This window comes from Kitasatospora sp. NPDC030952, assembly GCF_055571335.1.
The window spans coordinates 65,165-88,809 of the sequence record NZ_JBVIFM010000003.1 but is presented as its reverse complement, the minus strand read 5'-3'; the positions used below and the strand labels follow the sequence as shown (position 1 = coordinate 88,809).

12 protein-coding genes are annotated in these 23,645 nt (G+C 72.6%); 5 read left to right on the top strand and 7 right to left on the bottom strand.

Annotation, left to right across the window (positions count from 1 at the left end; genetic code table 11):
* Positions 1-57: 57 nt before the first annotated feature.
* The 4 genes from glgB to ACZ47G_RS08000 all read right to left on the bottom strand — a co-directional run bounded on the left by glgB (position 58) and on the right by ACZ47G_RS08000 (position 7,879).
* The gene (glgB, locus tag ACZ47G_RS08015) at positions 58-2,394 is read right to left on the bottom strand and encodes a 1,4-alpha-glucan branching protein GlgB (RefSeq protein ID WP_465740621.1); all 2,337 of its coding nucleotides are present in this window, start codon (positions 2,392-2,394) and stop codon (positions 58-60) included.
* A gap of 64 nt (positions 2,395-2,458) precedes the next feature.
* The gene (locus ACZ47G_RS08010; protein WP_465740620.1) at positions 2,459-3,949 is read right to left on the bottom strand and encodes a maltokinase N-terminal cap-like domain-containing protein; all 1,491 of its coding nucleotides are present in this window, start codon (positions 3,947-3,949) and stop codon (positions 2,459-2,461) included.
* Positions 3,950-4,202: 253 nt separating this feature from the next.
* On the bottom strand, positions 4,203-5,927 hold the full coding sequence (treS, locus tag ACZ47G_RS08005) for a maltose alpha-D-glucosyltransferase (protein WP_465740619.1): 1,725 nt from the start codon (positions 5,925-5,927) through the stop codon (positions 4,203-4,205).
* Complete coding sequence (locus ACZ47G_RS08000; RefSeq protein WP_380459248.1) at positions 5,924-7,879, bottom strand: alpha-1,4-glucan--maltose-1-phosphate maltosyltransferase; 1,956 nt, start codon at positions 7,877-7,879, stop codon at positions 5,924-5,926. The genes treS and ACZ47G_RS08000 overlap by 4 nt, the downstream gene beginning before the upstream one ends.
* 1,098 nt (positions 7,880-8,977) lie before the next feature.
* On the opposite strand from ACZ47G_RS08000, the gene glgP reads away from it, so the two are divergent.
* Both glgP and ACZ47G_RS07990 read left to right on the top strand, forming a co-directional pair.
* The gene (gene glgP / locus ACZ47G_RS07995) at positions 8,978-11,785 is read left to right on the top strand and encodes an alpha-glucan family phosphorylase (protein ID WP_465740618.1); all 2,808 of its coding nucleotides are present in this window, start codon (positions 8,978-8,980) and stop codon (positions 11,783-11,785) included.
* A 90-nt stretch (positions 11,786-11,875) separates the two neighbouring features.
* Positions 11,876-12,775 carry a COG1361 family protein gene (locus ACZ47G_RS07990; RefSeq protein WP_465740617.1) on the top strand — a complete coding sequence of 300 codons (900 nt, stop codon included), beginning with the start codon at positions 11,876-11,878 and terminating at the stop codon, positions 12,773-12,775.
* Positions 12,776-12,873: 98 nt separating this feature from the next.
* Here ACZ47G_RS07990 and ACZ47G_RS07985 read toward each other — a convergent pair whose 3' ends face one another.
* Together ACZ47G_RS07985 and ACZ47G_RS07980 are read right to left on the bottom strand one after the other, a co-directional pair.
* Complete coding sequence (locus ACZ47G_RS07985; RefSeq protein WP_465740616.1) at positions 12,874-14,745, bottom strand: ABC transporter ATP-binding protein; 1,872 nt, start codon at positions 14,743-14,745, stop codon at positions 12,874-12,876.
* Positions 14,742-16,592, bottom strand: coding sequence for an ABC transporter ATP-binding protein (locus tag ACZ47G_RS07980; protein ID WP_465740615.1), 1,851 nt, complete (start codon positions 16,590-16,592; stop codon positions 14,742-14,744). Before ACZ47G_RS07980 ends, ACZ47G_RS07985 begins: the two co-directional genes overlap by 4 nt.
* A gap of 399 nt (positions 16,593-16,991) precedes the next feature.
* Here ACZ47G_RS07980 and ACZ47G_RS07975 point away from each other — a divergent pair, with 399 nt between their 5' ends.
* Positions 16,992-18,425, top strand: a complete 1,434-nt coding sequence (locus ACZ47G_RS07975) for a family 2B encapsulin nanocompartment shell protein (RefSeq protein ID WP_465740614.1) — start codon at positions 16,992-16,994, stop codon at positions 18,423-18,425.
* Positions 18,426-18,463: 38 nt separating this feature from the next.
* On the opposite strand, the gene glgX is transcribed toward ACZ47G_RS07975, so the two are convergent.
* Entirely contained in the window at positions 18,464-20,671 is a 2,208-nt protein-coding gene (gene glgX, locus ACZ47G_RS07970; protein ID WP_465740613.1) for a glycogen debranching protein GlgX, read from the bottom strand.
* A gap of 193 nt (positions 20,672-20,864) precedes the next feature.
* Between glgX and ACZ47G_RS07965 the strand changes: the two genes are divergently transcribed.
* A complete protein-coding gene (locus tag ACZ47G_RS07965; protein WP_465740612.1) occupies positions 20,865-22,094 on the top strand; it encodes a L,D-transpeptidase in 1,230 nt (409 codons plus the stop codon).
* A gap of 173 nt (positions 22,095-22,267) precedes the next feature.
* Complete coding sequence (locus ACZ47G_RS07960) at positions 22,268-23,497, top strand: L,D-transpeptidase (RefSeq protein ID WP_465740611.1); 1,230 nt, start codon at positions 22,268-22,270, stop codon at positions 23,495-23,497.
* Positions 23,498-23,645: the final 148 nt, after the last annotated feature.

Here is a 23,645-nt window from a genome sequence, read left to right as displayed (position 1 = left end):
TCCCGGGCGCCCGTTCGGGCACCCGGGAGGAGCGGGCTCAGGCCGGGCGGAGCGGGCTCAGGCCGGGCGGAGCCAGAGGGTGGCGAGCGGGGGGAGGACGAGTTCGGCGGAGCGGGGCTGGCCGTTCCACTCGACGGCTTCGGCCTTGACCGGGTGGGAGTTGCCGGTGCCGCTGCCGCCGTAGGTCTCGGCGTCGGTGTTCAGCAGTTCCTCCCAGAGCTGTTCGCGGCCGTCCAGGGCGGGCAGGCCGACCCGGTGGCCGTGGCGGACGACGGGGGAGAAGTTGCAGACGGCGACCAGCGGGGTGCCGTCGGCGGCGTACCGGACGAAGGAGAGCAGGTTGTCCTCGGCGGCGCCGCCGTCGAGCCAGCGGAAGCCGTCGGGGGTGGTGTCGAGCTCCCAGAGGGCGGGGGTGTCCCGGTAGATCCGGTTGAGGTCGCGGACCAGGCGGCGCACGCCGAGGTGGTCCCGGTGGGCGGGCCACTGCTCGTCGAGCACCCACCACTGCGGGCCCTGCTCGTGGTCCCATTCGGCGCCCTGGGCGAACTCCTGCCCCATGAACAGCAGCTGCTTGCCGGGGTGGGACCACATGAAGCCCAGGTAGGCGCGGTGGTTGGCGCGCTGCTGCCACCAGTCGCCGGGCATCTTGGAGACCAGGGCCTGCTTGCCGTGGACGACCTCGTCGTGGGAGATCGGCAGGACGTAGTTCTCGGAGTAGGCGTACACCATCGAGAAGGTGATCTCGTTGTGGTGGTACTTGCGGTGCACCGGCTCCTTGGACATGTAGACCAGCGAGTCGTGCATCCAGCCCATGTTCCACTTCAGGCCGAAGCCGAGGCCGCCGGCGTCGGTGGGGCGGGTGACGCCGTCCCAGGCGGTGGACTCCTCGGCGATGGTGATCACGCCGGGGCAGCGCCGGTAGACGGTGGCGTTCATCTCCTGGAGGAAGGCGGCCGCGTCCAGGTTCTCCCGGCCGCCGTGCTGGTTGGGGGTCCAGGCGCCGCCCTCGCGGGAGTAGTCGAGGTAGAGCATCGAGGCCACGGCGTCGACCCGCAGGCCGTCGATGTGGAACTCCTCGCACCAGTAGACGGCGTTGGCGACGAGGAAGTTGCGGACTTCGGTGCGGCCGTAGTCGAACTCCAGCGTCCCCCAGTCGGGGTGTTCGGCGCGCAGCGGGTCGGCGGGCTCGTACAGCGGTTCGCCGTCGAAGCGGGCGAGGGCGAAGTCGTCCTTGGGGAAGTGCGCGGGCACCCAGTCGACGATCACGCCGATGCCGTGCTGGTGCAGGGTGTCGACCAGGTGGCGGAAGTCGTCGGGGCTGCCGAGCCGGGCGGTGGGGGCGTAGTAGCCGGAGACCTGGTAGCCCCAGGAGCCGCCGAAGGGGTGTTCCATCACCGGCATGAACTCCACATGGGTGAAGTTCAACTCCTTGAGGTAGCGCGGGAGTTCCTCGGCGATGGCGCGGTAGTCGGTGAGGTCGGGCCGCCAGGAGGCCAGGTGCAGCTCGTACACCGACATCGGTGCGCGGTGGTGCGCGGTGCGGGCCCGGCGGGCCATCCACTCGTCGTCCTGCCAGCGGTGGGTGGAGGAGGTGACGACGGAGGCGGTGCCGGGCGGGCACTGGGCGGCCCGGGCCAGCGGGTCGGCCTTGTCGAGCACCCAGCCCTGCCGGGTGTGGATCTCGTACTTGTAGGTGGCGCCCTCGGCGAGGCCGGGGACGAACAGCTCCCAGATGCCGGAGGAGCCGAGCGAGCGCATCGGGTGCCCGGTGCCGTTCCAGTGGTTGAAGTCGCCGATGAGCCGGACCCCGACGGCGTTCGGCGCCCAGACCGCGAAGGCGGTGCCGTCGACGCCGTCGACGGTGCGCAGATGGGAGCCGAGTGCCTGCCACAGCTGCTCGTGCCGGCCTTCGGAGATCAGGTGGAGGTCGAGTTCGCCGAGGGTGGGCCGGGCGCGGTAGCCGTCGTGCTGGCGCAGGGGCTCGCCGTCGGGGTAGGCCACCAGCAGGGTGTAGTCGGGGAGTTCGCCGCCCGCCAGCAGGCCGGTGAACAACCCGCCCTGCTGGTGGGTGAGTTCGGCGGGCCCGTGGGCGGTCTCGACCACCACCCGCTCGGCGAACGGGCGCAGCACCCGGATCGCCGTGCCGCCGTGCACCGGGTGGGCGCCGAGCAGGGCGTGCGGGTCGTGGTGCTGGCCGTTCACCAGCCGGTCCACCTCGGCCGGGGGCAGCGGCGCCTCGGGGAGGCGCAGGGCCCCGACGGGGGTGTCCGCCGGGACGCCGCCCGGCGGAGCGGGCTCGGCGGCCTTCCGGGGCTCGCCCCGTTCGGGGGTCCCGGCCAGGAAGGTGGCCGGAACGGGGCGGGTGGGGCGGCCGGTCGGGTCGGGCGGCGTCACGGCGTGGTCCTCCAGCGGCGGGGTGGGCGAACTCGTGGCGGGCGGGCGGGGTTCGGTGGGGTGGTCAGACGGACAGGGCGAGCCGGTTGATCGCGGCCAGCGGGATCGGCAGCCAGCTGGGCCGGTGCCGGGCCTCGTAGACCACCTCGTACACCGCCTTGTCGATCTCCAACGCCCGCATCAGCTCGGGTGAGGCCGCCGGATCGGCGCCGCCCCCGGCGGTGTAGCCGGCGCAGAAGGCGGTGCGGTTGCGCTGGGCCCAGGCGGCGGCGAGGTGGGCGAGTTCCGGGTCGACCGGGCCGCCGGCCAGCAGGTGGGCGGCCGCGTAGTCGAAGGAGCGCAGCATGGCGGCGACGTCGCGCAGGGCGGGCTGGGGTTCGCGCCGTTCGTTGACGGACTTGGCGGGTTCGCCCTCGAAGTCGAGCAGCACCCAGCCGTGCGGGGTGCGCATGGCCTGGCCGAGGTGGAGGTCGCCGTGGATGCGCTGGACGGGCAGGCCGTCCGGGTGGGCGTCGGCCAGCTGCTGGAACGCGGTGCGCAGGGCGGCCCGGTAGCGCAGCAGTCCGGGGACGGCGGCGACGGCGCTGTCCAGCCGGTCGGCCATGGCGGTGGCGAGCCGGCCGGTCTGGGTGCGGTCGAGCCGGGCGACGGGCATGGAGCGGGCGAGTACCCGGTGGACTTCGGCGGTGGCCCGGCCGAGCCGGTGGGCCTCGATGGCGAAGTTGCCGGGGGAGCGGTCGCCCTTGAGCCGGCCGACCTGGTCGAGGGCGAGTTCCCAGCCGTCCTCGGCGTCCGGCAGGTAGCGCTGGAGCAGTCCGAGGGTGGCGGGTTCGGCGCGTTCCATCCGGCTCTCGAACCAGGCGGCGACCCGGGGGATGCGGGTGGAGCCGGCCCGGGAGAGGGCGAGCGAGAGTTCCAGGTCGGGGTTGGTGCCGGGGTGGACGCGCCGGAACAGCTTGAGGATGTACGAGGTGCCGTAGATGACGGAGCTGTTGGACTGCTCGGCGGTGGAGGCGCGGCCGGGGAGGTTGGCGGGCAGTCCGGAGCCGGGGGTGCGGCGGAAGGACAGCGAGCCGAACCGGTCGCCGGTGGCCAGGTGTTCCAGCAGTCGCCCGGTGAGTTCGGGGTCGTGCACCGCGTCGTAGAGGGTGGCGCCGTCGTACGGGCCCTGGTTGAGCCGGCCGAGGACGGCGCCGGGTTCGATGTCCGCGGGGCCCTGGGAGCGGATGCCGAGCAGGAGTTGGTAGGTGTCGCCGTGCGGGAGGCCGGCCGTGGTGGCGTGCTCGACCCGCAGCAGCAGGTGCAGCAGGGCCGGGTCGCCGACCTGCAGCGGGGTGCCGACCGCCGGGACGAGTCCGGTGATGGGGCGCCCCTTCCCGGCGTACCAGCGCTGGGTGGGGAGCCACTCGGCGATCAGCGGCAGGGCCGCCTGGACGAGTTCGCTGACCCCCAGGGCGGTTCTCCGGGCCCCGGTGCCCCGCGCGCCCGGGTGCGCGGCTGAGCCGGCCGGGGCGTCGTGCTGCACATGGGCTTGAGAACGGGAGGTTTCGGACATGACTCCCTTTCCCCGGAAGCACACGGACGGCCCGACGGGTCGTGGCCGGGGTCCGTCAGTCTTCCGGATTTCGGCGGCGCGGCGGTCGCGGCACGCGAGCACGGCTCGGGTGTCACGCCTTCGTGTGGGTAGCCGTTGGGCTGTTCTCCGTACGCGGTGGTGCAGAGAACTCCGGGGGCGCGGGGGTCAACTCGCGCCCCCGGAGGGTCTGGTGGTGCTGTGCGGGCCGCGGGTGGCAGGGTGCGGCGGATCGTTACTTCGATCGCCTGGTCCCGCTCAGGCGCGGGGGCTGCCGGAGCTGGAACCAGTAGAAGCCGTGCCCGGCGAGCGTGAGCAGGTAGGGCCACTCGCCGATCGACGGGAAGCGCACCCCGCCGATCAGCTCGACCGGGTACCGTCCGCCGTACTGCCGCAGGTCCAGCTCGGTCGGCTGCGCGAACCGCGAGAAGTTGTTCACGCACATGACCAGGTCCCCCTCGTACTCGCGCACGAAGGCCAGCACGGCGGGGTTGCTGGACGGCAGTTCGGTGTAGGTGCCCAGGCCGAACGCCGGGTTGAGCTTGCGGATCTCGATCATGCGACGCGTCCAGTGCAGCAGTGAACTCGAACTGCTCTGCTGCGCTTCGACGTTGGTCACCTGGTAGCCGTACACCGGGTCCATGATGGGCGGCAGACTGAGCCTGCCCGGGTCGGCGGAGGAGAAACCCGCGTTGCGGTCCGGGGTCCACTGCATCGGCGTGCGCACGCCGTCCCGGTCGCCCAGCCAGATGTTGTCGCCCATGCCGATCTCGTCCCCGTAGTAGAGCACCGGCGAGCCGGGCAGGGAGAGCAGCAGGGCGGTGAACAGCTCGATCTGGTTGCGGTCGTTCTCCAGCAGCGGGGCGAGCCGGCGGCGGATGCCCACGTTGGCGCGCATCCGGGGGTCCTTGGCGTACTCCGCGTACATGTAGTCGCGCTCCTCGTCGGTGACCATCTCCAGGGTCAGCTCGTCGTGGTTGCGCAGGAAGATGCCCCACTGGCAGCCGCCGGGGATCCGCGGGGTCTTGGCGAGGATCTCCGACACCGGGTACCGGGACTCCCGGCGCACGGCCATGAAGATCCGCGGCATCACCGGGAAGTGGAACGCCATGTGGCACTCGTCGCCGCCCGCGGTGAAGTCGCCGAAGTAGTCGACCACGTCCTCCGGCCACTGGTTGGCCTCGGCGAGCAGGACGGTGTCCGGGTAGTCGGCGTCGATCTCCTTGCGGAGCCGCTTGAGGAACTCGTGGGTCTCCGGGAGGTTCTCGCAGTTGGTGCCCTCGCGGGCGAACAGGTACGGCACCGCGTCCAGCCGGAAGCCGTCGATGCCGAGGTCGAGCCAGAACCGCAGCCCGGCGATCATCTCGTCCTGGACGCGGGGGTTGTCGTAGTTGAGGTCCGGCTGGTGGGAGAAGAACCGGTGCCAGTAGTACTGCTTGCGGACCGGGTCGTAGGTCCAGTTGGAGGTCTCGGTGTCGACGAAGATGATCCGGGCGTCCGGATACTGCTTGTCGTCGTCGGCCCACATGTAGAAGTCGCCGTACGGCCCGTCCGGGTCGGCCCGGGACGCCTGGAACCACGGGTGCTGGTCGCTGGTGTGGTTCATGACGAAGTCGATGATCACGCGCATGCCGCGGGCGTGGGCGGCGTCGGTGAACTCCATGAAGTCGGCGATGTCGCCGAACTCCGGCAGCACCGACTTGTAGTCGGCGACGTCGTAGCCGCCGTCGCGCAGCGGCGAGGCGAAGAAGGGCGGGAGCCAGAGGCAGTCGACGCCGAGCCACTGCAGGTAGTCGAGCTTGGCCGTGAGCCCCTTGAGGTCCCCGATCCCGTCGCCGTTGCTGTCCTGGAAGGACCGCACCAGCACCTCGTAGAAGACCGCACGTTTGAACCACTCCGGGTCCAGGTTCTTCTTCGAGGTCTCCGGGAAGGTGTCGGGGACGGGCTCGTTCACTGTCACGTGGGGTTCCTCCGAACCGTGAGGAGGTGAGCCGGCTCGGCTGAGGGATCGAGCCGGACGTAGTTGTGCCGGCCCCAGGTGTAGACGGCGCCGGTGAGCTCGTCGTGCACCGCGTGGGGCCCGTCGTCGTCGAGCGTGACGGTGGCCTCCTGGACGTGGTGCGGGTCGAGGTTGACCACCGTGATCACACGGTCGGTCAGGCCCTCTGGGGTGGTCGCGGTCTTGGAGTAGGCGAGCACCTGCTCGTTGTCGGTGGGGTGGAAGCGCAGGTCGCGCAGCTGCTGCAGGGCGGGGTGGCGCCGGCGCAGCCGGTTCAGCACGGTGAGCAGCGGGGCGAGGGTGTCGGTGCGGTTCCAGTCGCGGGGGCGCAGCTCGTACTTCTCGGAGTGGAGGTACTCCTCGGAGCCCGGGTGGGCCGGCTCGTTCTCGGCCAGCTCGTAGCCGGCGTAGACGCCGTAGCTGGGGGAGAGGGTGGCGGCGAGCACGGCGCGGATCGCGAAGGCGGCGCGGCCGCCGTTCTGGAGGAAGGCGTGCAGGATATCCGGGGTGTTGGCGAAGAAGTTGGGGCGCATGTAGGCGGCCGCGTCGCCGGTGAGTTCGGTGAGGTACTCGGTGAGTTCGTTCTTGGTGTTGCGCCAGGTGAAGTACGTGTACGACTGGTGGAAACCGATCTTCGCCAGGGTGTGCATCATCGCCGGGCGGGTGAATGCCTCCGCCAGGAACACCACGTCGGGGTCGGTGCGGGCGATGTCGCCGAGCACCTTGTCCCAGAACACCACCGGTTTGGTGTGGGGGTTGTCGACCCGGAAGATCCGCACGCCGTGCGACATCCAGAACCGGAGGATCCGGACGGTTTCCTTGACGATTCCGTCCATGTCCTGATCGAAGTTGACCGGATAGATGTCCTGGTACTTCTTCGGCGGGTTCTCGGCGTACGCGATGGTGCCGTCGGCACGGTGGCTGAACCATTCCGGGTGCTTGTTCACCCACGGGTGGTCGGGGGAGCACTGGAGGGCGAAGTCCAGCGCCACCTCCAGGTGCAGCGCCTTGGCCTCGGCGACGAAGTGGTCGAAGTCCTCGATGGTGCCGAGGTCCGGGTGGACGGCGTCGTGGCCGCCCTCGGGCGAGCCGATCGCCCAGGGCGAGCCGACGTCGTGCGGACCGGCCGTCAGGGTGTTGTCCGGGCCCTTGCGGAAGGCTCGGCCGATCGGGTGCACCGGCGGCAGGTAGACCACGTCGAAGTCCATCGCGGCGATCGCCGGCAGCCGCTCGGCGGCGGTGCGCAGGGTGCCCGAACGCGGCGGCTCGACCCCGTTCGGGTCCAGCACCGCCCCCTCCGAACGGGGGAAGAACTCGTACCAGGAGCCGAACAGCGCGCGCTCGCGGTCCACCTGCAGCGGCAGCGGGCGGGAGGCGCTGAGCAGCTCGCGCAGCGGGTGGCGGGCCAGCAGCTCCAGCACCTCGGGGGCGAGCGCGGCGGCCAGCCGGGACAGCGGCGGCAGCCCCGGGTCGCGCAGCGCGTCGGCGGCGGCCAGCACGTGCGCCCGGCCGTCCTTCTTCGGCACCCCGGCGGCGGCCTGCTCCAGCAGCCGGGCGCCCTCCTCCAGCACCAGCGCGGTGTCGATCCCGGCCGGCAGCTTCACCGCGGCGGTCTTCCGCCAGGTGGCGATCGGATCGCTCCACGCCTCCACCAGGTACGACCAGCGGCCGGGCGCGGTCGGGGTGATGCGCGCCCCCCAGCGGTCGGTGCCCTCGGCCAGCTCGCGCATCGGCGTCCAGGGGCCGCTGCGGCCGCGCGGGTCGCGCAGCACCACGTTGGCGTTGACGGCGTCGTGGCCCTCGCGGAAGACCGTCGCGGTGACCAGGAAGGTCTCGCCGACGACGGCCTTGGCCGGGCGGCGGCCGGCGTCGATCTGGGGGCTGACGTCCAGGACGGGGATGCGGCCGATCACGGTGTCGCTCTCTGTCGTCTTGCGGGCGGCGGTCTTGGCGGTGGTCTTGGAGGCGGTCTTGGCAGTGGTCTTGGCGGCGGTCGTGCGCGCGGGGGCCCGGCGGGCGGGCTTCGCGGCGGTGTCCGCGGGGGCGGTCTCGGCGGTGGCCTTCGCGGTGCTGCGGCGCGTGGTGGTGGTGCGCCGGCGCGGTGCCGCCGGGCCCTCCTCGGCCCCGGGTTTCCGGGCCGCGGTGGCGGGCGGTTCGGCGGCGACCTGCGCGGGGGCGGCGGCCTGTGTGGTGGAGGCCTGGGGTTCGGAGGATTCGGTACGGACCGCCCCGGACACCCGGGGCGACGGCATCGCCGGGTCTGTCCGAGTGTCAGAATCCATCCGTCCGGCGGATTCCGCGACCGCTGCGTCGACGGTGTCGGCCACCGGTGTGGACTGGTCCCGCGTGTCGCCGTGCATGCCAAACTCCTGCCCGAGATCAGCGGCAGCTCCGCACGGGCCGGAGGGGGGTCGGGCCGGGGGAGTACCGGGAGGACTGCTGGGTGGGGTGGACGTGCGACCGGAGCCTGCCCGCGTCGCTGTCCCCGGCAACCTGCCCGGCGCCCGCCGAACCGGTGGCGGGGCGCCCCGGAACCCGTGCGCGTCCCGGCGCACGCCTCCAGGGGCACGCCCCTGGGCGGCCCGGTCGACCCGTGAACGAGCCGACCGGGCGCGAGGACACGCGTCGGTGCGCGGTGAGCGCCGAACGGGCTAAGGAGAAGGGGAAGGACCAACGCGAAAAGGATCCGGACGTGCTGCTCCACGGGGGGACGCCACCCGCCGTCGTGGTCCCCGCGGCATCAACGACCTTCGGTCATCCTCGCACCGGGGACAAGGTTTTCGCAGCGGTACGACAGTAGTTTCGGGTTTTGTCGGAGGGGACGAGCCGCCGGAAATCGATCTGTTCCGCGGAGTTCACGCATTGGTAGCGCGGCGCCCCGGAATGTGCGCCTCGCGCGCCCCCCGTGCAGACCAATGCGCCGAATGCGATCTCATCAATAGGCCGAACGGATGCCCAATAGTCCGCTTGACCCGTAGTCAGGAGGATCGGCGAGGCTACGCTTCACCGCTGTGAAGGCAATCCGCAGATTCACCGTCCGCACCGTCCTGCCCGAACAACTCCAGCCGCTGCACGAGCTGGCCCTCAACCTGCGCTGGTCCTGGCACCCCGAGACCAGGGACCTCTTCCGGTCCGTGGACCCGGAGGTCTGGGCCGCGACCGGGGAGGACCCGGTGCGGCTGCTCGGGGAGGTCCCGGCCGCCCGGCTCGCCGCCCTCGCCACCGACCGGCGGTTCCTGCGCAGACTCGGCGACCTCGCCGACGACCTGCGCGAATACCTCACCGGCCCGCGCTGGTACCAGGCCCAGCAGGACGGCGCCGGAGCCGCCCCGCCGCCCGCCGCCATCGCCTACTTCTCGCCCGAGTACGGCATCGCCGCCGCGCTGCCCCAGTACTCCGGCGGCCTCGGCATCCTGGCGGGCGACCACCTCAAGGCCGCCAGCGACCTCGGCGTGCCGGTCATCGGCGTCGGACTCTTCTACCGGCACGGCTACTTCCGGCAGTCCCTGGACCGGGACGGCTGGCAGCAGGAGCGCTACCCCCTGCTGGACCCGGACGAACTGGCCGTCAGCCTGCTCCGGGAGGCCGACGGCACCCCCAGCCGGGTCGACCTCGCGCTGCCCGGCGGCCGCACCCTGGCCGCGCACATCTGGAAGGCCCAGGTCGGGCGGGTCCCGCTGCTGCTGCTCGACTCCGACATCGAGGCCAACTCGCCCGCCGAGCGCGACGTCACCGACCGGCTCTACGGCGGCGGCAGCGAGCACCGGCTGCTCCAGGAGATGCTGCTGGGCATCGGCGGCGTCCGGGCCGTGCGCGCCTACTGCCGGCTCACCGGGCACCCCGCCCCGGAGGTCTTCCACACCAACGAGGGCCACGCCGGCTTCCTCGGCGTCGAGCGGATCCGCGAACTCGTCGCCGACCGGGCGGCCGACCGTGACACCGAAGGAACCGACTTCGCCGCCGCCCTGGAGTCCGTCCGGGCCGGCACCGTGTTCACCACCCACACGCCCGTCCCGGCCGGCATCGACCGCTTCGACCGCGAGCTGGTCGCCCGGCACTTCGGCGGCGACGCCGCGCTGCCCGGCGTCCCGGTCGAGCCGGTGCTCGCGCTCGGCGCCGAGACCTGGCGCGGCGGGGACCCGAAGCTCTTCAACATGGCCGCCATGGGCCTGCGGCTCGCCCAGCGCGCCAACGGGGTCTCCACCCTGCACGGCGAGGTCAGCCGCTCGATGTTCAACGGCCTGTGGCCCGGCTTCGACCCCGCCGAGGTGCCGATCACCTCGGTCACCAACGGGGTGCACGCCGCCACCTGGATCGACCCGGCCGTGGTGCGCCTGGGCGCCGCCGAGATCGGCGTCGAACGCGCCGAGGAGGCGATGACCACCGGCGAGACCCAGCGCTGGACCGGCCTGGAGCGGATCGGCAACACCGAGATCTGGGACCTGCGCCGCAGCCTGCGCGCCCAGCTGGTGGACGAGGCCCGCCGCCGGCTGCGCGCCTCCTGGCGCCAGCGCGGGGCCGGCGAGGCCGAGCTCGGCTGGGTCTCCTCGGTGCTCGACCCCGACGTGCTCACCATCGGCTTCGCCCGCCGGGTGCCCTCGTACAAGCGGCTCACCCTGATGCTGCGCGACCCGGCCCGGCTGCGCGCCCTGCTGCTGCACCCCACCCGACCGGTGCAGATCGTGGTCGCTGGCAAGGCCCACCCGGCCGACGACGGCGGCAAGCGGCTGATCCAGCAGATGGTCGCCTTCGCCGACGACCCGACGGTGCGCCACCGGATCGTCTTCCTGCCGGACTACGACATGGCGATGGCCCGGCACCTCTACCCGGGCTGCGACGTCTGGCTGAACAACCCGCTGCGCCCGCTGGAGGCCTGCGGCACCTCCGGGATGAAGGCCGCGCTCAACGGCTGCCTCAACCTGTCCGTCCTGGACGGCTGGTGGGACGAGTGGTACGACGGCCAGAACGGCTGGGCGATCCCCACCGCCGACGAGGGCGCCGGTGTGCTCGACCCGGAGAGCAGCGAGGCCGAGCGGCGCGACGACATCGAGGCCGCCGCGCTGTACGACCTGATCGAGGAGCAGGTGGCCGGCCGGTTCTACGACCGGGGCGACGACGGGCTGCCGCACCGCTGGATCGCCATGGTCCGGCACACCCTGGTCACCCTGGGGCCCAAGGTGCTGGCCGGGCGGATGGTCCGCGAGTACGTCGAACGGCTGTACGCCCCGGCGGCGCTCGCCCAGCGCGAGCTGGCGGTCGCGGTCCCGGCCCGAGCCGAAGGGCGCGCCGGTGCCGAAAGTGACGAGCGACCAGCGACCGACGAAGGAGGGAGCGCCGGAGCGAGGAGCGTCGGCGCCGGGTTCGAGCGCCCGGAGGCGAGCGGGCGAGTAACTGGCGCCCGGGAGCTGGCGCTGTGGAAGGCCAAGGTCCGGGAGGGCTGGCCGGCCGTGCGGGTCGAGCACGTCGAGGCCGACTGCCCGGCCGAGGCCCAGGAGCTGGGCAGCTCGCTGGCGCTGCGGGTGCAGGTCGCGCTCGGCCCGCTGGAGCCGGGCGACGTCGAGGTGCAGGTGGTCTCCGGCCGGGTGGACGAGACGGACGGCATCTCGGACGCCGCGGTGCTCGCCCTCAAGCCGGTCGGCGGCCCGGACCTGGACGGCCGCACCCGCTACGAGGGCTCGCTGGAGCTCTGCCGCACCGGCCCGTTCGGCTACACCGTGCGGGTGCTGCCGGCGCACCCCCGGCTGGCCTCGCCGGCCGAACTCGGGCTGGTCGCCCTCCCGGCCGAGTCCAACGGGATGGACGCCGGGCTGCTGCGCTGAGCCCCCGAACGGGACGACTGCCGTCCGGGCGTGCTACGGACGGCAGTCATCCGGTTGCCCCGCGTGTCGGCCGGGGGGAGCGTGATGGTCATGATGCGAACCATGCGCTCGGCCGCCCTGGCCGCGCTCTCCGTGCTCCTCCTGGCGTGGCCGGCCCAGGCCGCCACCGCCCCCCTCGCGGCGCCACCGGCGACCGCGCGGCTGTCCCTGGAGATCTGCCCGCCGCAGGACCCGGTCGTCCCGGGCGAGAACGGCACCCTGGAGGTCAGGGTCACCAACCTGGGGCCGGCCACCACCACCGACGACACCCTGGTGGTGGTGCACCTCCCGTCGCCGGGCGTGGTGCAGTCGGCCGACCCGGCCGTCACCCTGACGTACTTCGGCACCGGCAGCTCGTACACCGTCCCGGCCGGGCTGGCGCCGGGGGCGGCCTCGGTCGAGCGGCTGGCGCTGCACGTCGCGCCGATCACCTCGCCGTTCACCACCATCAGCGGCGACGTCCAGGTCTTCTACCCCGGTGACCCGGACCAGTCCGGCCACACCACCCCGTACAGCTTCACCACCGCCGACACCAGGGCCCACTTCATGGTCGGGGCCTCCTCGGCCTGGCAGGCCGGGCACCCGGTCCCGCAGCCGGGCGACCTCACCGGCAAGCCCGGGGCGACCGTCAACCTGCCGCTGTGGGTGTACAACGCGGGCCCCTCGTACTCGACCCACCCGATCGACGTGGCGATCACCGTGCCCGAGCACACCACCCTCACCGGCACGCCGCCGTACAACTGCACCGCCACCGGGCCGCGCACGCTGGCCTGTCACTACGGGGTCGGGCCGCGGTTCGAGAACGCGGTCTTCATCGACCCGGCCGTGGTGATCGACTCCTCGGTCGTCGCCGGGCAGGTGCTGCCGGGCGGGACGCTGGACGTGGTGGCCGCGCAGGAGGACTGCCCGTCGCCCGACTGGCACACCGACTACGTGGTGACCGTGGACTGACCCGTCCGCGGAAAGGGGGATGCCCGCCCGGGTGCGTGACGGCGCACCCGGACGGGCACAACTGTGGGGCTTCCTGGACGGGCACCACTGGGGGAGTTCTACACCAGGCTGTCCCGCCAGGCACGATGCAGGGTCGCGAAACGCCCCGCGCCGTCGATCAGCTGCTGCGGGGAGCCGTCCTCGACGATCCGGCCCTGGTCCATCACCAGCACCCGGTCGGCGACCTCCACGGTGGAGAGCCGGTGGGCGATGATCACCGCGGTACGGCCGGCCAGCACCGTGCGCATCGCCCGCTGCACGGCCTGCTCGCCGGGCACGTCCAGCGAGCTGGTCGCCTCGTCCAGGATCAGCACGGCCGGGTCGGCCAGCAGGGCGCGGGCGAAGGCGACCAGCTGGCGCTGACCGGCCGAGATCCGGCCGCCGCGCTTGCGGACGTCGGTGTCGAAGCCGTCCGGGAGCGCGGCGATGAACTCGTACGCGCCGATGTCCCGGGCGGCCTGCTCGACCTCGGCGCGGGTGGCGCCCGGGCGGCCGATCGCGATGTTCTCGGCGACGGTGCCGGAGAACAGGAAGGACTCCTGGGTCACCATCACCACCCCGCGCCGCAGCTCCGGGGTGGCGAGGTCGCGCAGGTCCACGCCGTCCAGCCGGATCCGGCCCTCGGTCGGGTCGTAGAAGCGGGCCAGCAGCTTGGCGACCGTCGACTTGCCGGCGCCGGTCGCACCGACCACCGCGACCGTCTGCCCGGCCGGGATCAGCAGGTCGAAGGGCGGCAGCACCTCCTTGCCGGTCCGGTACGCGAAGCGCGTCCCTTCGAAGGAGACCGCGCGGGCTGTTACTCGCTCACTCGCCGGGAGCCGTTTCGGCTCGGCCGGCTCGGCGACGGTCGGCTCATGGGCGAGCAGGCCGGCGATCTTCTCCAGGGCCGCAGCGGCGGCCTGGTAGCTGTTCAGGAACATCGCCAGCTGGTCGAGCGGGTCGAACAGGCGGCGCAGGTAGAGCACGAAGGCGGTCAGCACGCCCAGTTCCAGCGCGTCGTCGGCGACCAGCCAGGCGCCCAGCAGCACGATGCCGGTGAACCAGACGTTGGCGGTGGCCCGGGACAGCCCGACGTACCGGGCGAGTTCCAGGAAGCCCTCCGCGTTGGCGGTGGAGGACTGCCGGTTGACCACCCCGAAGGCGGCGTCGTTGGCCTGCTCGCGGCGGAAGGCCTGCACCGGGCGGATGCCGTTCATGGTCTCGGTGAAGCGCACGATCATCGAGGCGGCGGCCGTCCGCGAGCGGCGGTAGACCCGGCGGGAGCGGGTGCGGAACGAGTGGGCGATCAGGGCCAGCGGCAGGAAGGACACCAGCGAGGCCAGGCCGAGCCGCCAGTCCAGCACCACCAGCAGCACCGAGATGTAGCAGACCGACAGGAAGACGGTCAGCAGCTCCTGGAGGCCCTCGGAGAGCAGCTCGCGCAGCGCGTCGATGTCACTGGTGGCCCGGGAGATGATCCGGCCCGAGGTGTAGCGCTCGTGGAAGTCCAGGCTGAGCCGCTGGGCGTGCCGGAAGATCCGGCCGCGCAGGTCCAGCAGGACGTCCTGGTTCACCCGGGCGCTGATCTTGATGAACACCCACTGCAGCACCGGGCTGAGCAGCGCGCAGAACAGGTAGCCGGCCACCACCGCGACCAGCGGACCGGAGTCGTGCGCGCGCAGCGCCGGGATGCCGCGGTCCATCGCCACCGCGACCAGCAGCGGGCCGGACTGCAGGGCGGCCTGCTGGACCAGGATCACCACGATCGCGACGGTGATCCGGGCCCGGTGCGCGCCGAGCAGCGAGCGCAGCAGCGCCCGGGGCGCGCCGGGCGGGACGGGGATGTCCTCCTCGTCGGCCGGGGGCGGGGGCAGCTCCTCCTCGGCGGACGCCGCCCCGGCGGGCTCCGCCCCGAGCGACTCCGCTTCGGCGGACTCGACGGTGGTGGTCATCGGGTGGGCTCCTTCTCGGCGACGAAGGGGCCCTCGGGTACGAGGGCGGCCTCGCCCGACATCAGTTCGCGGTAGTGCGGGCAGTCCCGCAGCAGTTCCTGGTGGGTGCCGACGGCCTCGATCCGGCCGTCCGCGAGCACCGCGACCCGGTCGGCGAGCAGCACGGTGCTGGGGCGGTGGGCGACCACCAGCGCGGTGGTGGTGCCCAGCACCTCGCGCAGTGCCCGCTCGACCAGCGCCTCGGTGTGCACGTCCAGGGCGGACAGCGGGTCGTCCAGCACCAGGAAGGGCGGGTCGCCGACCACCGCGCGGGCCAGGGCGAGGCGCTGGCGCTGCCCGCCGGACAGGCTCAGGCCCTGCTCGCCGACCTCGGTCCCCACCCCGGCCGGGAGCCGCTCGACGAAGTCGGCCTGGGCGGTCGCGAGGGCGGAGGTCAGCTGCCGGTCGTCCGCGCCGGGGGCGCCCATCAGGACGTTCTCCCGGACGGTGGCGGAGAACAGGGTGGGCTCCTCGAAGGCGACCGAGACCAGCCGGCGCAGCTCGTCCCGGGGCAGTCCGGCGATGTCCCGGCCGTCCAGGGTGATCCGGCCGCCGGTGGCCTCGTACAGCCGGGGGAGCAGCGCGGTGAGCGTGGTCTTGCCGCTGCCGGTGGCGCCGACCAGGGCCATCGTCTCGCCGCTGCGGATGTGCAGGTCGATGCCGGCCAGCAGGTCGGGGGTGCCGTCGGGGGCGTCGGGGTAGCGGAACCGGACGCCGGTGAAGCGGATGCCGTCCGGCGCGGTGCCGGGGGCGTCCGTGGTGCCTGTGGGGGGCGCCGTGGGCGCGGCGGGCGCGTCCTCGGGCTCGGGTTCGTCGATGACCTCGAAGAACCGGTCGGTGGCGGTGGCGGCCTCGTTGGCGTAGGCCAGCAGCCAGCCGAGCGACTCGACCGGCCAGCGCAGGGCGAGCGCGGTGGACAGGAAGGCGACCAGGGTGCCGGCGCTCAGCTCGTCGTGGGCGACCAGGTAGGCGCCGACGGCCAGCGCGCAGCCGAGGGCGATCTCCGGCAGGCCGACGATGACCGCCCACAGGTTGGCGAGCTGGTGGGCCTTGCGCAGTTCGGTGCGACGCAGCCGGTGGGACTGTTCGCGGAAGTGCTCGGCCATCGAGCGGTGCCGGCCGAAGGCCTTGAGGATGCGGATGCCGAGGACGGACTCCTCGACCACGGTGGCGAGGTCGCCGTTCTGGTCCTGGGCGAGCCGGGCGGTGACCGAGTAGTCGGACTCGAAGCGCCGGGTGAGCACCAGCAGCGGCGCGGCCGGCAGCAGCACGATCAGGGCGAGCCGCCAGTCCTGGGCGAACATCAGCACGGTGCCGGCCAGGAACGTCACCGAGTTGACGACCAGGAACACCAGCGGGAAGGCCAGGAAGAGCCGCATGGCGTTCATGTCGGTGGTGGCCCGGGAGAGCATCTGGCCGGAGCCCCAGCGGTCGTGGAAGGAGACCGGCAGCCGCTGGAGCTTGGCGTAGAGGTCGGCGCGCATGGCCGCCTCCAGCCGGCCCAGGGGGCGGGACAGGACCACCCGGCGGGTGTAGAACAGTGCGGCCTCGATCAGACCGAGGAGCAGCAGCAGGCCGACCGGCGGCCAGAGCGCGTGGAGGTCGTGCCGGGCGAGCGGGCCGTCGACGATCCGGCCGAGCACCACCGGGACGGCGAGGGTGCTCATCATGGCGAGCGAGGCGGCCGTCACCGAGACGATCAGCCGGCCGCGCACGGCCCGGGCGTACGGCCACAGGCGCAGCAGTGAGCGGACCGTGGAGCGGTGGCTTCCGGTCGGGCGGTCGGCGTCTTGTCTGTTCTCGGCCATCGCGGTGAGAGTAGGCAGAGAGACCGTCACTTCTCATCCGGTTTTTCGCCCCTGTCGGCGGTGCCCGGCGAGAACCGGCCACCCGGACGGGCCCCGCCCCGAGCGCCCGGGAGGCGAGCGGGCGAATCACCGCCCCGAGCCGAAGGGGCGCGCCGGTGCCGAAAGGGAGAAGGGCCAAGCCCCCGACGAAGGAGGTGGCGCAGTGGCCGCCGATCGTCGGCGCCGGGCCAAGAGCGCCCCGGAGGCGAGCGGGCGAGTAGCAGCCCCGATCCGAAGGGGGCGCGCGGAGCCGTTCGTGCAGGAAGGAGTGCGCCGCGCGCCTCTTGCGAGCGCCTGCCGAACGGCCGATTACATCTCCTGACGGATCTTCATGGAGATGCGAGTGACAGGAGTGCGGACATGACGGTCGACACCGACCCCACCCCCGGCCCCGGCCCCCGTGCCGCGAGAGTGCAGGTGCGGGCCCAGCTCAGCCTCAGCACCACCGCCGCGCGCAATCTGGCGACGACGACCAAGTCGAAGCCGCAGATGCAGGAGATCACCTCCCGCTGGCTGCTCAAGATGCTGCCGTGGGTGCAGGTCAGCGCCGGGACGTACCGGGTCAACCGGCGGTTGAGCTACGCGGCCGGGCGCGGCCGGGTGGGCTTCGTGAAGACCGGGTCCACCGTGACGGTGATCGCCCCCTCGCTGGCGGAGGTGCCGGCGCTGCGCGGTTACCAGGACCAGGAGGTGCTCGCCGAACTGGCCGGCCGGTTCGTGCAGCGGGACTTCGCCGCGGGCGAGGTCCTGGTGCAGGAGGGGGCGCCGATCGAGGAGGTGTTCCTGGTCGCGCACGGCAAGGTCGACCGGATCGGCACCGGCAAGTACGGCGAGCAGACGGTGCTCGGCACCCTCGCGGACGGCGACCACGTCGGCGACGAGGTGATCACCGAGCCCGGCGGCACCTGGTCGTACACCGTGAAGGCCGCCACCGCCGGCGTCGCGATGACGCTGAACGCCTCGCGGCTGCAGGACCTGATCGACCGCTCCGCGACGCTGCGCGAGCAGCTGCTGGGCTTCGCCACCGACGCGGCCCAGGCACAGAACGCCCACGGCGAGGCGGAGATCGACCTCTCGGCCGGCCACGAGGGCGAGTTCGAGCTGCCCGGCGCCTTCGTGGACTACGAACTGGAGCCGCGCGAGTACGAGTTGAGCGTCGCCCAGACCGTCCTCAGGGTCCACACCCGGGTCGCCGACCTCTACAACAAGCCGATGAACCAGACCGAGGAGCAGCTGCGGCTGACCATCGAGGCGCTGCGCGAGCGGCAGGAGCACGAGCTCATCAACAACCCGGAGTTCGGCCTGCTCGCCAACGCCGACTTCGACCAGCGGATCCAGACCCACTCCGGCGCGCCCACCCCGGACGACCTGGACGAGCTGCTCGCCATGCGCCGTGACACCGACTACCTGTTCGCCCACCCGCGGGCCATCGCCGCCTTCGAGCGGGAGTGCAACAAGCGCGGCATCTACCCGGGCACGGTCGACGTCCTCGGCAAGCAGCGGCCGGTCTGGCGCGGGGTGCCGATCTTCACCTGCGGCAAGATCCCGGTGGCGGCCGACCAGACCACCTCGTTCATCGCGATGCGCGTCGGCGAGGACAACCAGGGCGTGGTCGGCCTGACCCAGGTCAACATCCCGGACGAGGTCGAGCCGGGCCTGAACGTCCGCTTCATGGGCATCGACGAGAAGGCGATCGCCTCCTACCTGGTCAGCACCTACTACTCGGCGGCGGTGCTGGTGCCGGACGCGATCGGTGTCCTGGAGAACGTCGAGGTAGGGCACGCCCGCGGCTGAGGCCCTGGGGCAGGGCCCAGGCGCGGGCGGCCGGCCCGCTAGGTGTGGGCGGGGGCGCGCAGCAGTTGCAGCGAGCGCCCGCCCAGCACCACCGCGCCCCGCGGGTACGGCTCGCCCGTGCCCGCGGCGGCGGTGTCCAGCACCGTCTCCCAGGCGGACTCCGGCTCGGCCCAGGGCTCCCCGGGCAGGGTGAACACGGCCGGTTCGTGGCCCGCGTTGAGCAGCAGCAGGAAGCTGTCGTCGGCCAACGGGCGCCCGGTGTCGTCCCGTTCGGACATCGCGGTGCCGGACAGCAGCATGCCCAGGCAGGCCGTCGGGGCGTACCAGTCCGCCTCGGTCATCTCCTTGCCGAGCGGGGTGAACCAGGCGAGGTCCGGCTGTCCGCCGGGGACGGCGGCCCGGCCGGAGAAGAACGCCCGCCGGCGCAGCACCGGGTGGGCCCGGCGCAGCCGGACCAGCCGGCCGGTCAGCTCGCACAGCTCCCGCCAGCCGGGCTGCTCCAGCAGTGACCAGTCCAGCCAGCTCAGCTCGCCGTCCTGGCAGTAGGCGTTGTTGTTGCCGCCCTGGGTGCGGCCCAGCTCGTCCCCGGCGGTGATCATCGGGACGCCCGCGGAGAGCAGCAACGTGGCCATCAGGTTGCGCAGTTGGCGCAGCCGCAGGGCGTTGACCTCCGGGTCGGTGGTCTCGCCCTCGGCGCCGTGGTTCCAGGAGCGGTTGTCGTCGGTGCCGTCCCGGTTGGCCTCGCCGTTGGCCTCGTTGTGCTTGCGGTCGTAGGAGACCAGGTCGCGCAGGGTGAAACCGTCGTGCGCGGTCACGTAGTTGACGGAGGCGTACGGGCGGCGGCCGGCGCCCTGGTAGAGGTCGGAGGAGCCGGACAGCCGGTAGCCGAGCTCGCGGACGTCCGGGCGGGCGCCGCGCCAGAAGTCCCGTACGGTGTCGCGGTAGCGGTCGTTCCACTCGGCCCACAGCGGCGGGAAGCCGCCGACCCGGTAGCCGCCCGGGCCGACGTCCCAGGGCTCGGCGATCAGCTTCACCCGGCTCAGCAGGGGGTCCTGGGAGACCGCGGCGAGGAACGGGTGGTCCATGTCGACGCCGTCCGAGCCGCGGGCCAGGGCGGCCGCCAGGTCGAAGCGGAAGCCGTCCACGCCCATCTCGGTGACCCAGTAGCGCAGTGAGTCGGTGATCAGCCGGATCACCTGCGGGCGGCGGGTGTCCAGGGTGTTGCCGCAGCCGGTGTAGTCGGCGTAGCTCCGCGGGCGGTGCGGTGCGAGGCGGTAGTAGGCGGCGTTGTCGATGCCGCGCAGCGACAGCGCCGGGCCCAGCTCGGCGCCCTCGGCGGTGTGGTTGTACACCACGTCGAGGATCACCTCGATCCCGGCGGCGTGCAGGGCGCGGACCATCCGCTTGAACTCGCCGACCTGGCCGCCGCGCGAGCCCGAGGCGGAGTAGCCGGCGTGCGGGGCGAAGTAGCCGATGGTGTTGTAGCCCCAGTAGTTGACCAGGCCGCGGGCCTGGAGGTGGTCCTCGCTGGCGTACTGGTGCACCGGCAGCAGCTCGACGGCCGTCACCCCGAGGCGGGTGAGGTGGGCGATCGCGGCGGGGTGGGCCAGGCCCGCGTAGGTGCCGCGCAGCTGCGGCGGGATGTCGGGGTGGCGCATGGTGAAGCCGCGCACGTGGAGTTCGTAGAGCACCGTCTCGGCCCACGGGGTCTTCGGGCGGTGGTCGTCGTACCAGTCGTCGTCGTCGTGGACGACCACGGATCTCGGCACGTAGGGGGCGGAGTCCCGGTTGTCCCGGACGGTGTCGGCGACGTCGGCCTCCGGCCAGTTGCGGACGGCCGAGCAGGCCGCGTCGTGGGAGGTGTAGGAGCCGTCGACGGCGCGGGCGTACGGGTCGAGCAGCAGCTTCGCCGGGTTCCAGCGCGCGCCCGTCCACGGGTCCCAGCGGCCGTGCACCCGGAAGCCGTAGCGGGTGCCGGGGCGCACGCCGGGCAGGAAGCCGTGCCAGATCTGGAAGTCCTGCTCGGTGAGGTGGTGCCGGTGCTCCCGGCCGTCCTCGTCGAACAGGCACAGGTCGACGGCCTCGGCGCCGGCCGCCCAGAGTGCGAAGTTGGTGCCGGGGCCGCCGCGCTGGTCCGTCCGGAAGCGGGCGCCGAGTGGCTGCCAGCTGCCGGGCCACGGTGGTTCGGCGGTGTGCGGGCCGCCGTCCGGCCGTGCCCCGGCTTCCAGCTCCTGCCCTGACGCCATGGTCGTGTCCTCCCTGGACGGGGTGTCCCGGACCCCGTTCACCTTCTCTTTCCCGGATTGTGGCGGGGGGAAGCGGCTGAACGGGGGCTTGCCGGAGGGTGGCGGGGTGGATTCCGAGGCGTTCGGCGTGTCCCCGTCGGGCCGCGTCTCGTTGTGCCGGGCGCATCGGACGTGAACAGTGGGAGGCCCCGGGATGCGGCGCCGAGTGGGGATGTGGGCGCGGCGGCTGGCGGCGGCGGTGTGCTGTCTGGCCGTGCTCAGCGGGTGCGGGGGCGGGGCCCCGGGCGGGGCGGCGGGGGACGCCGTGCAGGGTGGTCCGCGCGCCGTGCCCGCGCCGCCGTCCCGGGCGGTGCTGACCGCGGTGCCCGCGGACGGGGCGCAGGACGTGCCGCCGGAGGGGCCGGTGCGGGTGAACGTGGCCCAGGGGCGGCTGGTGTCCGTGCGGCTGGCGGACGCGAAGGGGACGGAGCTGCCGGGGGCGGTCAGCGCGGACGGGACCGGCTGGTCGCCGGACGGGCCGCTGCCGTTCGGGACGGCCTTCACGGTGGACGCGGTCGCCGAGGACGACCAGGGGCAGCGGGCGGCCCAGCACTCGGCGTTCTCCACGGTGGCCCGGGCGCACACCTTCGTGGCGTTCTTCACCCCGGAGGACGGGTCCACGGTGGGGGTGGGGATGCCGGTCTCGCTGCGGTTCAGCCGCCCGATCACCGACCGGGCGGCGGTGGAGCGGGCGGTCCAGGTCGGCGCGGACCCGCCGGTGCCGGTGGCGGCGCACTGGTTCGGCAACCAGCGGCTGGACTTCCGTCCGCAGCAGTACTGGGCGGCCGGTACCAGGGTGACGGTGGCGCTGCGGCTGAAGGACGTCCAGGGCGCGCCCGGGGAGTTCGGCAGCCAGAGCCGGGACCTGCACTTCACGGTGGGCCGGGCGCAGGTGTCCACCGTGGACCTCGACGCGCACACCCTGACCGTCCGGGCCGGGCAGGGCGGCAAGGTGCTGCGGGTGCTCAAGGTGTCCGGCGGCAGCCCCGACCACTCCACCTACCGGGGGGTGATGGTGGTGTCGGAGAAGTACAAGCTGACCCGGATGAACTCGCAGACCGTCGGCATGGGCGACGAGTACGACATCAAGGACGTCCCGCACGCGATGCGGCTGACCACCTCCGGGACCTTCCTGCACGGCAACTACTGGTCCGACCCCGGGGTGTTCGGCACCGCCAACACGAGCCACGGCTGCATCGGCCTGGCCGACACCAAGGGCGGCACCGGCAAGGACACCCCGGCGGGCTGGCTGTTCGAGCACACCGTCCCGGGGGACGTGCTGGAGGTACGGGCCTCGGCGGGGGACTTCGTGCCGCCGTCGAACGGGCTGAACGGCTGGAACGTCCCGTGGGACCAGTGGGTGGCCGGGAGCGCCCTGCGGTAGCCGCCTTCACGCCCGGTTCACGCGGGCTCCACCCCACTCCCCCCGGAATTCACTCAGACGGCCCAGCTATCCTGCTCCGGCGCGTCGGGGCCCGGCGCGAAAGATCGGCGCCCGGTGCAACTCACGGGGGCGCTCCGTGCGTCAAGTGAGTGAATACCGGGAGGGGAGATTCCGTGAAGACGGGGAAGACGGCCGGCGCCGCGATACGCCGCGGTGCGACGGCACTGGTCATGGGTGGGGTGCTGCTGCTCACCGCGGCCTGCAACGACGACAAGGGCGGGACGTCGGGCGACGCCGCCGCGACGGCGCCGGCGGACGCGAACGGGACGGCCGCGGGCGGCGGCTCGGCCGCGCCGAAGGCCTCGGCGGCCGTGCTCGCGGTCGAGCCGAAGGACGGCGCCCAGGACGTCGCGCCGAGCGGGCTGCAGGTGTCGGTGTCGAACGGCAAGCTGACCACGGTCGACGTGACCGACAAGAACGGCAAGCCGGTCGAGGGCGCGATCACCGCGGACGGCACCGGCTGGAAGCCCGCGGCGGCGCTCGCCGTCGGCATGGCGTACAAGGTGAACGCCCAGGCGAAGGACGACGCCGGCCTGGTGGCCGCGTCGACCACCTCGTTCACCACGCTGACGCCGGACAAGAAGGTCTCCACCAACGACAACATCGCCGACGGTTCCACGTACGGCGTCGGCATGATCGTCTCGGTGGGCTTCAACAAGGACGTCAAGAACAAGGACGCCGTCCTCAAGGGCATCACCTTCGAGACCGACAACGGCACCGTGGTCAAGGGCCACTGGTTCGACAGCCGCCGGGTGGACTTCCGTCCGGAGGACTACTGGAAGCCGGGCACCAAGGTGACCATCAAGTACCGGCTGAAGAGCGTCGAGGTCGCACCGGGCGTCTACGGCGACGTGGACAAGGACGAGCCGTTCACCATCGGCCGCTCGATGATCTCCACCGCGGACGCCAAGTCGCACCAGATGACGGTCGAGCGGGACGGCAAGAGCACCACCCTGCCGGTCACCCTGGGCGCGGACGCGACGCCGTCCTGGGGCGGGACGATGGTGATCATGGACAAGGAGAAGGTCACCCGGATGAACTCGCAGACCGTCGGTCTCGGCGGCGAGTACGACATCCAGGACGTGCCGCACGCGATGCGGCTGACCACCTCCGGCACCTTCCTGCACGGCAACTACTGGTCGAGCCCGTTCGGCAAGTCCAACGGCAGCCACGGGTGCATCTCGATGCAGGACGTGAAGGGCGGCAGCGACTCCTCGGTCGCCGGCAAGTTCTACAACGACTCGATGGTCGGCGACGTCGTGAAGATCGTGAACACCAAGGAGAAGACCGTCTCGCCCTCCAACGGGCTGGGCGGCTGGAACGTGTCCTGGGCCAACTGGTAGGCCCGGCAGGCTTGTCACCGCGCGGCCCGCACCTCACTCGTTGGGGTCGGGCCGCTCGGTTTTCGGGGCGGAAAGTCCCTCGAACGGCGCAACCTTTCCCATGGTTCGACACATCTATGGGTCGGGTCCGTCGTGACCGCGGGGAGCA

Bases quoted from the DNA above. Each gene is read 5' to 3' on its own strand.
- ACZ47G_RS07980 (WP_465740615.1), bottom strand. From the start codon at position 16,592: ATGGCCGAGAACAGACAAGACGCCGACCGCCCGACCGGAAGCCACCGC.
- glgX (WP_465740613.1), bottom strand. From the start codon at position 20,671: ATGGCGTCAGGGCAGGAGCTGGAAGCCGGGGCACGGCCGGACGGCGGC.
- ACZ47G_RS07990 (WP_465740617.1), top strand. From the start codon at position 11,876: ATGATGCGAACCATGCGCTCGGCCGCCCTGGCCGCGCTCTCCGTGCTC.
- ACZ47G_RS07975 (WP_465740614.1), top strand. From the start codon at position 16,992: ATGACGGTCGACACCGACCCCACCCCCGGCCCCGGCCCCCGTGCCGCG.
- ACZ47G_RS08010 (WP_465740620.1), bottom strand. From the start codon at position 3,949: ATGTCCGAAACCTCCCGTTCTCAAGCCCATGTGCAGCACGACGCCCCG.
- ACZ47G_RS07965 (WP_465740612.1), top strand. From the start codon at position 20,865: ATGCGGCGCCGAGTGGGGATGTGGGCGCGGCGGCTGGCGGCGGCGGTG.
- ACZ47G_RS07985 (WP_465740616.1), bottom strand. From the start codon at position 14,745: ATGACCACCACCGTCGAGTCCGCCGAAGCGGAGTCGCTCGGGGCGGAG.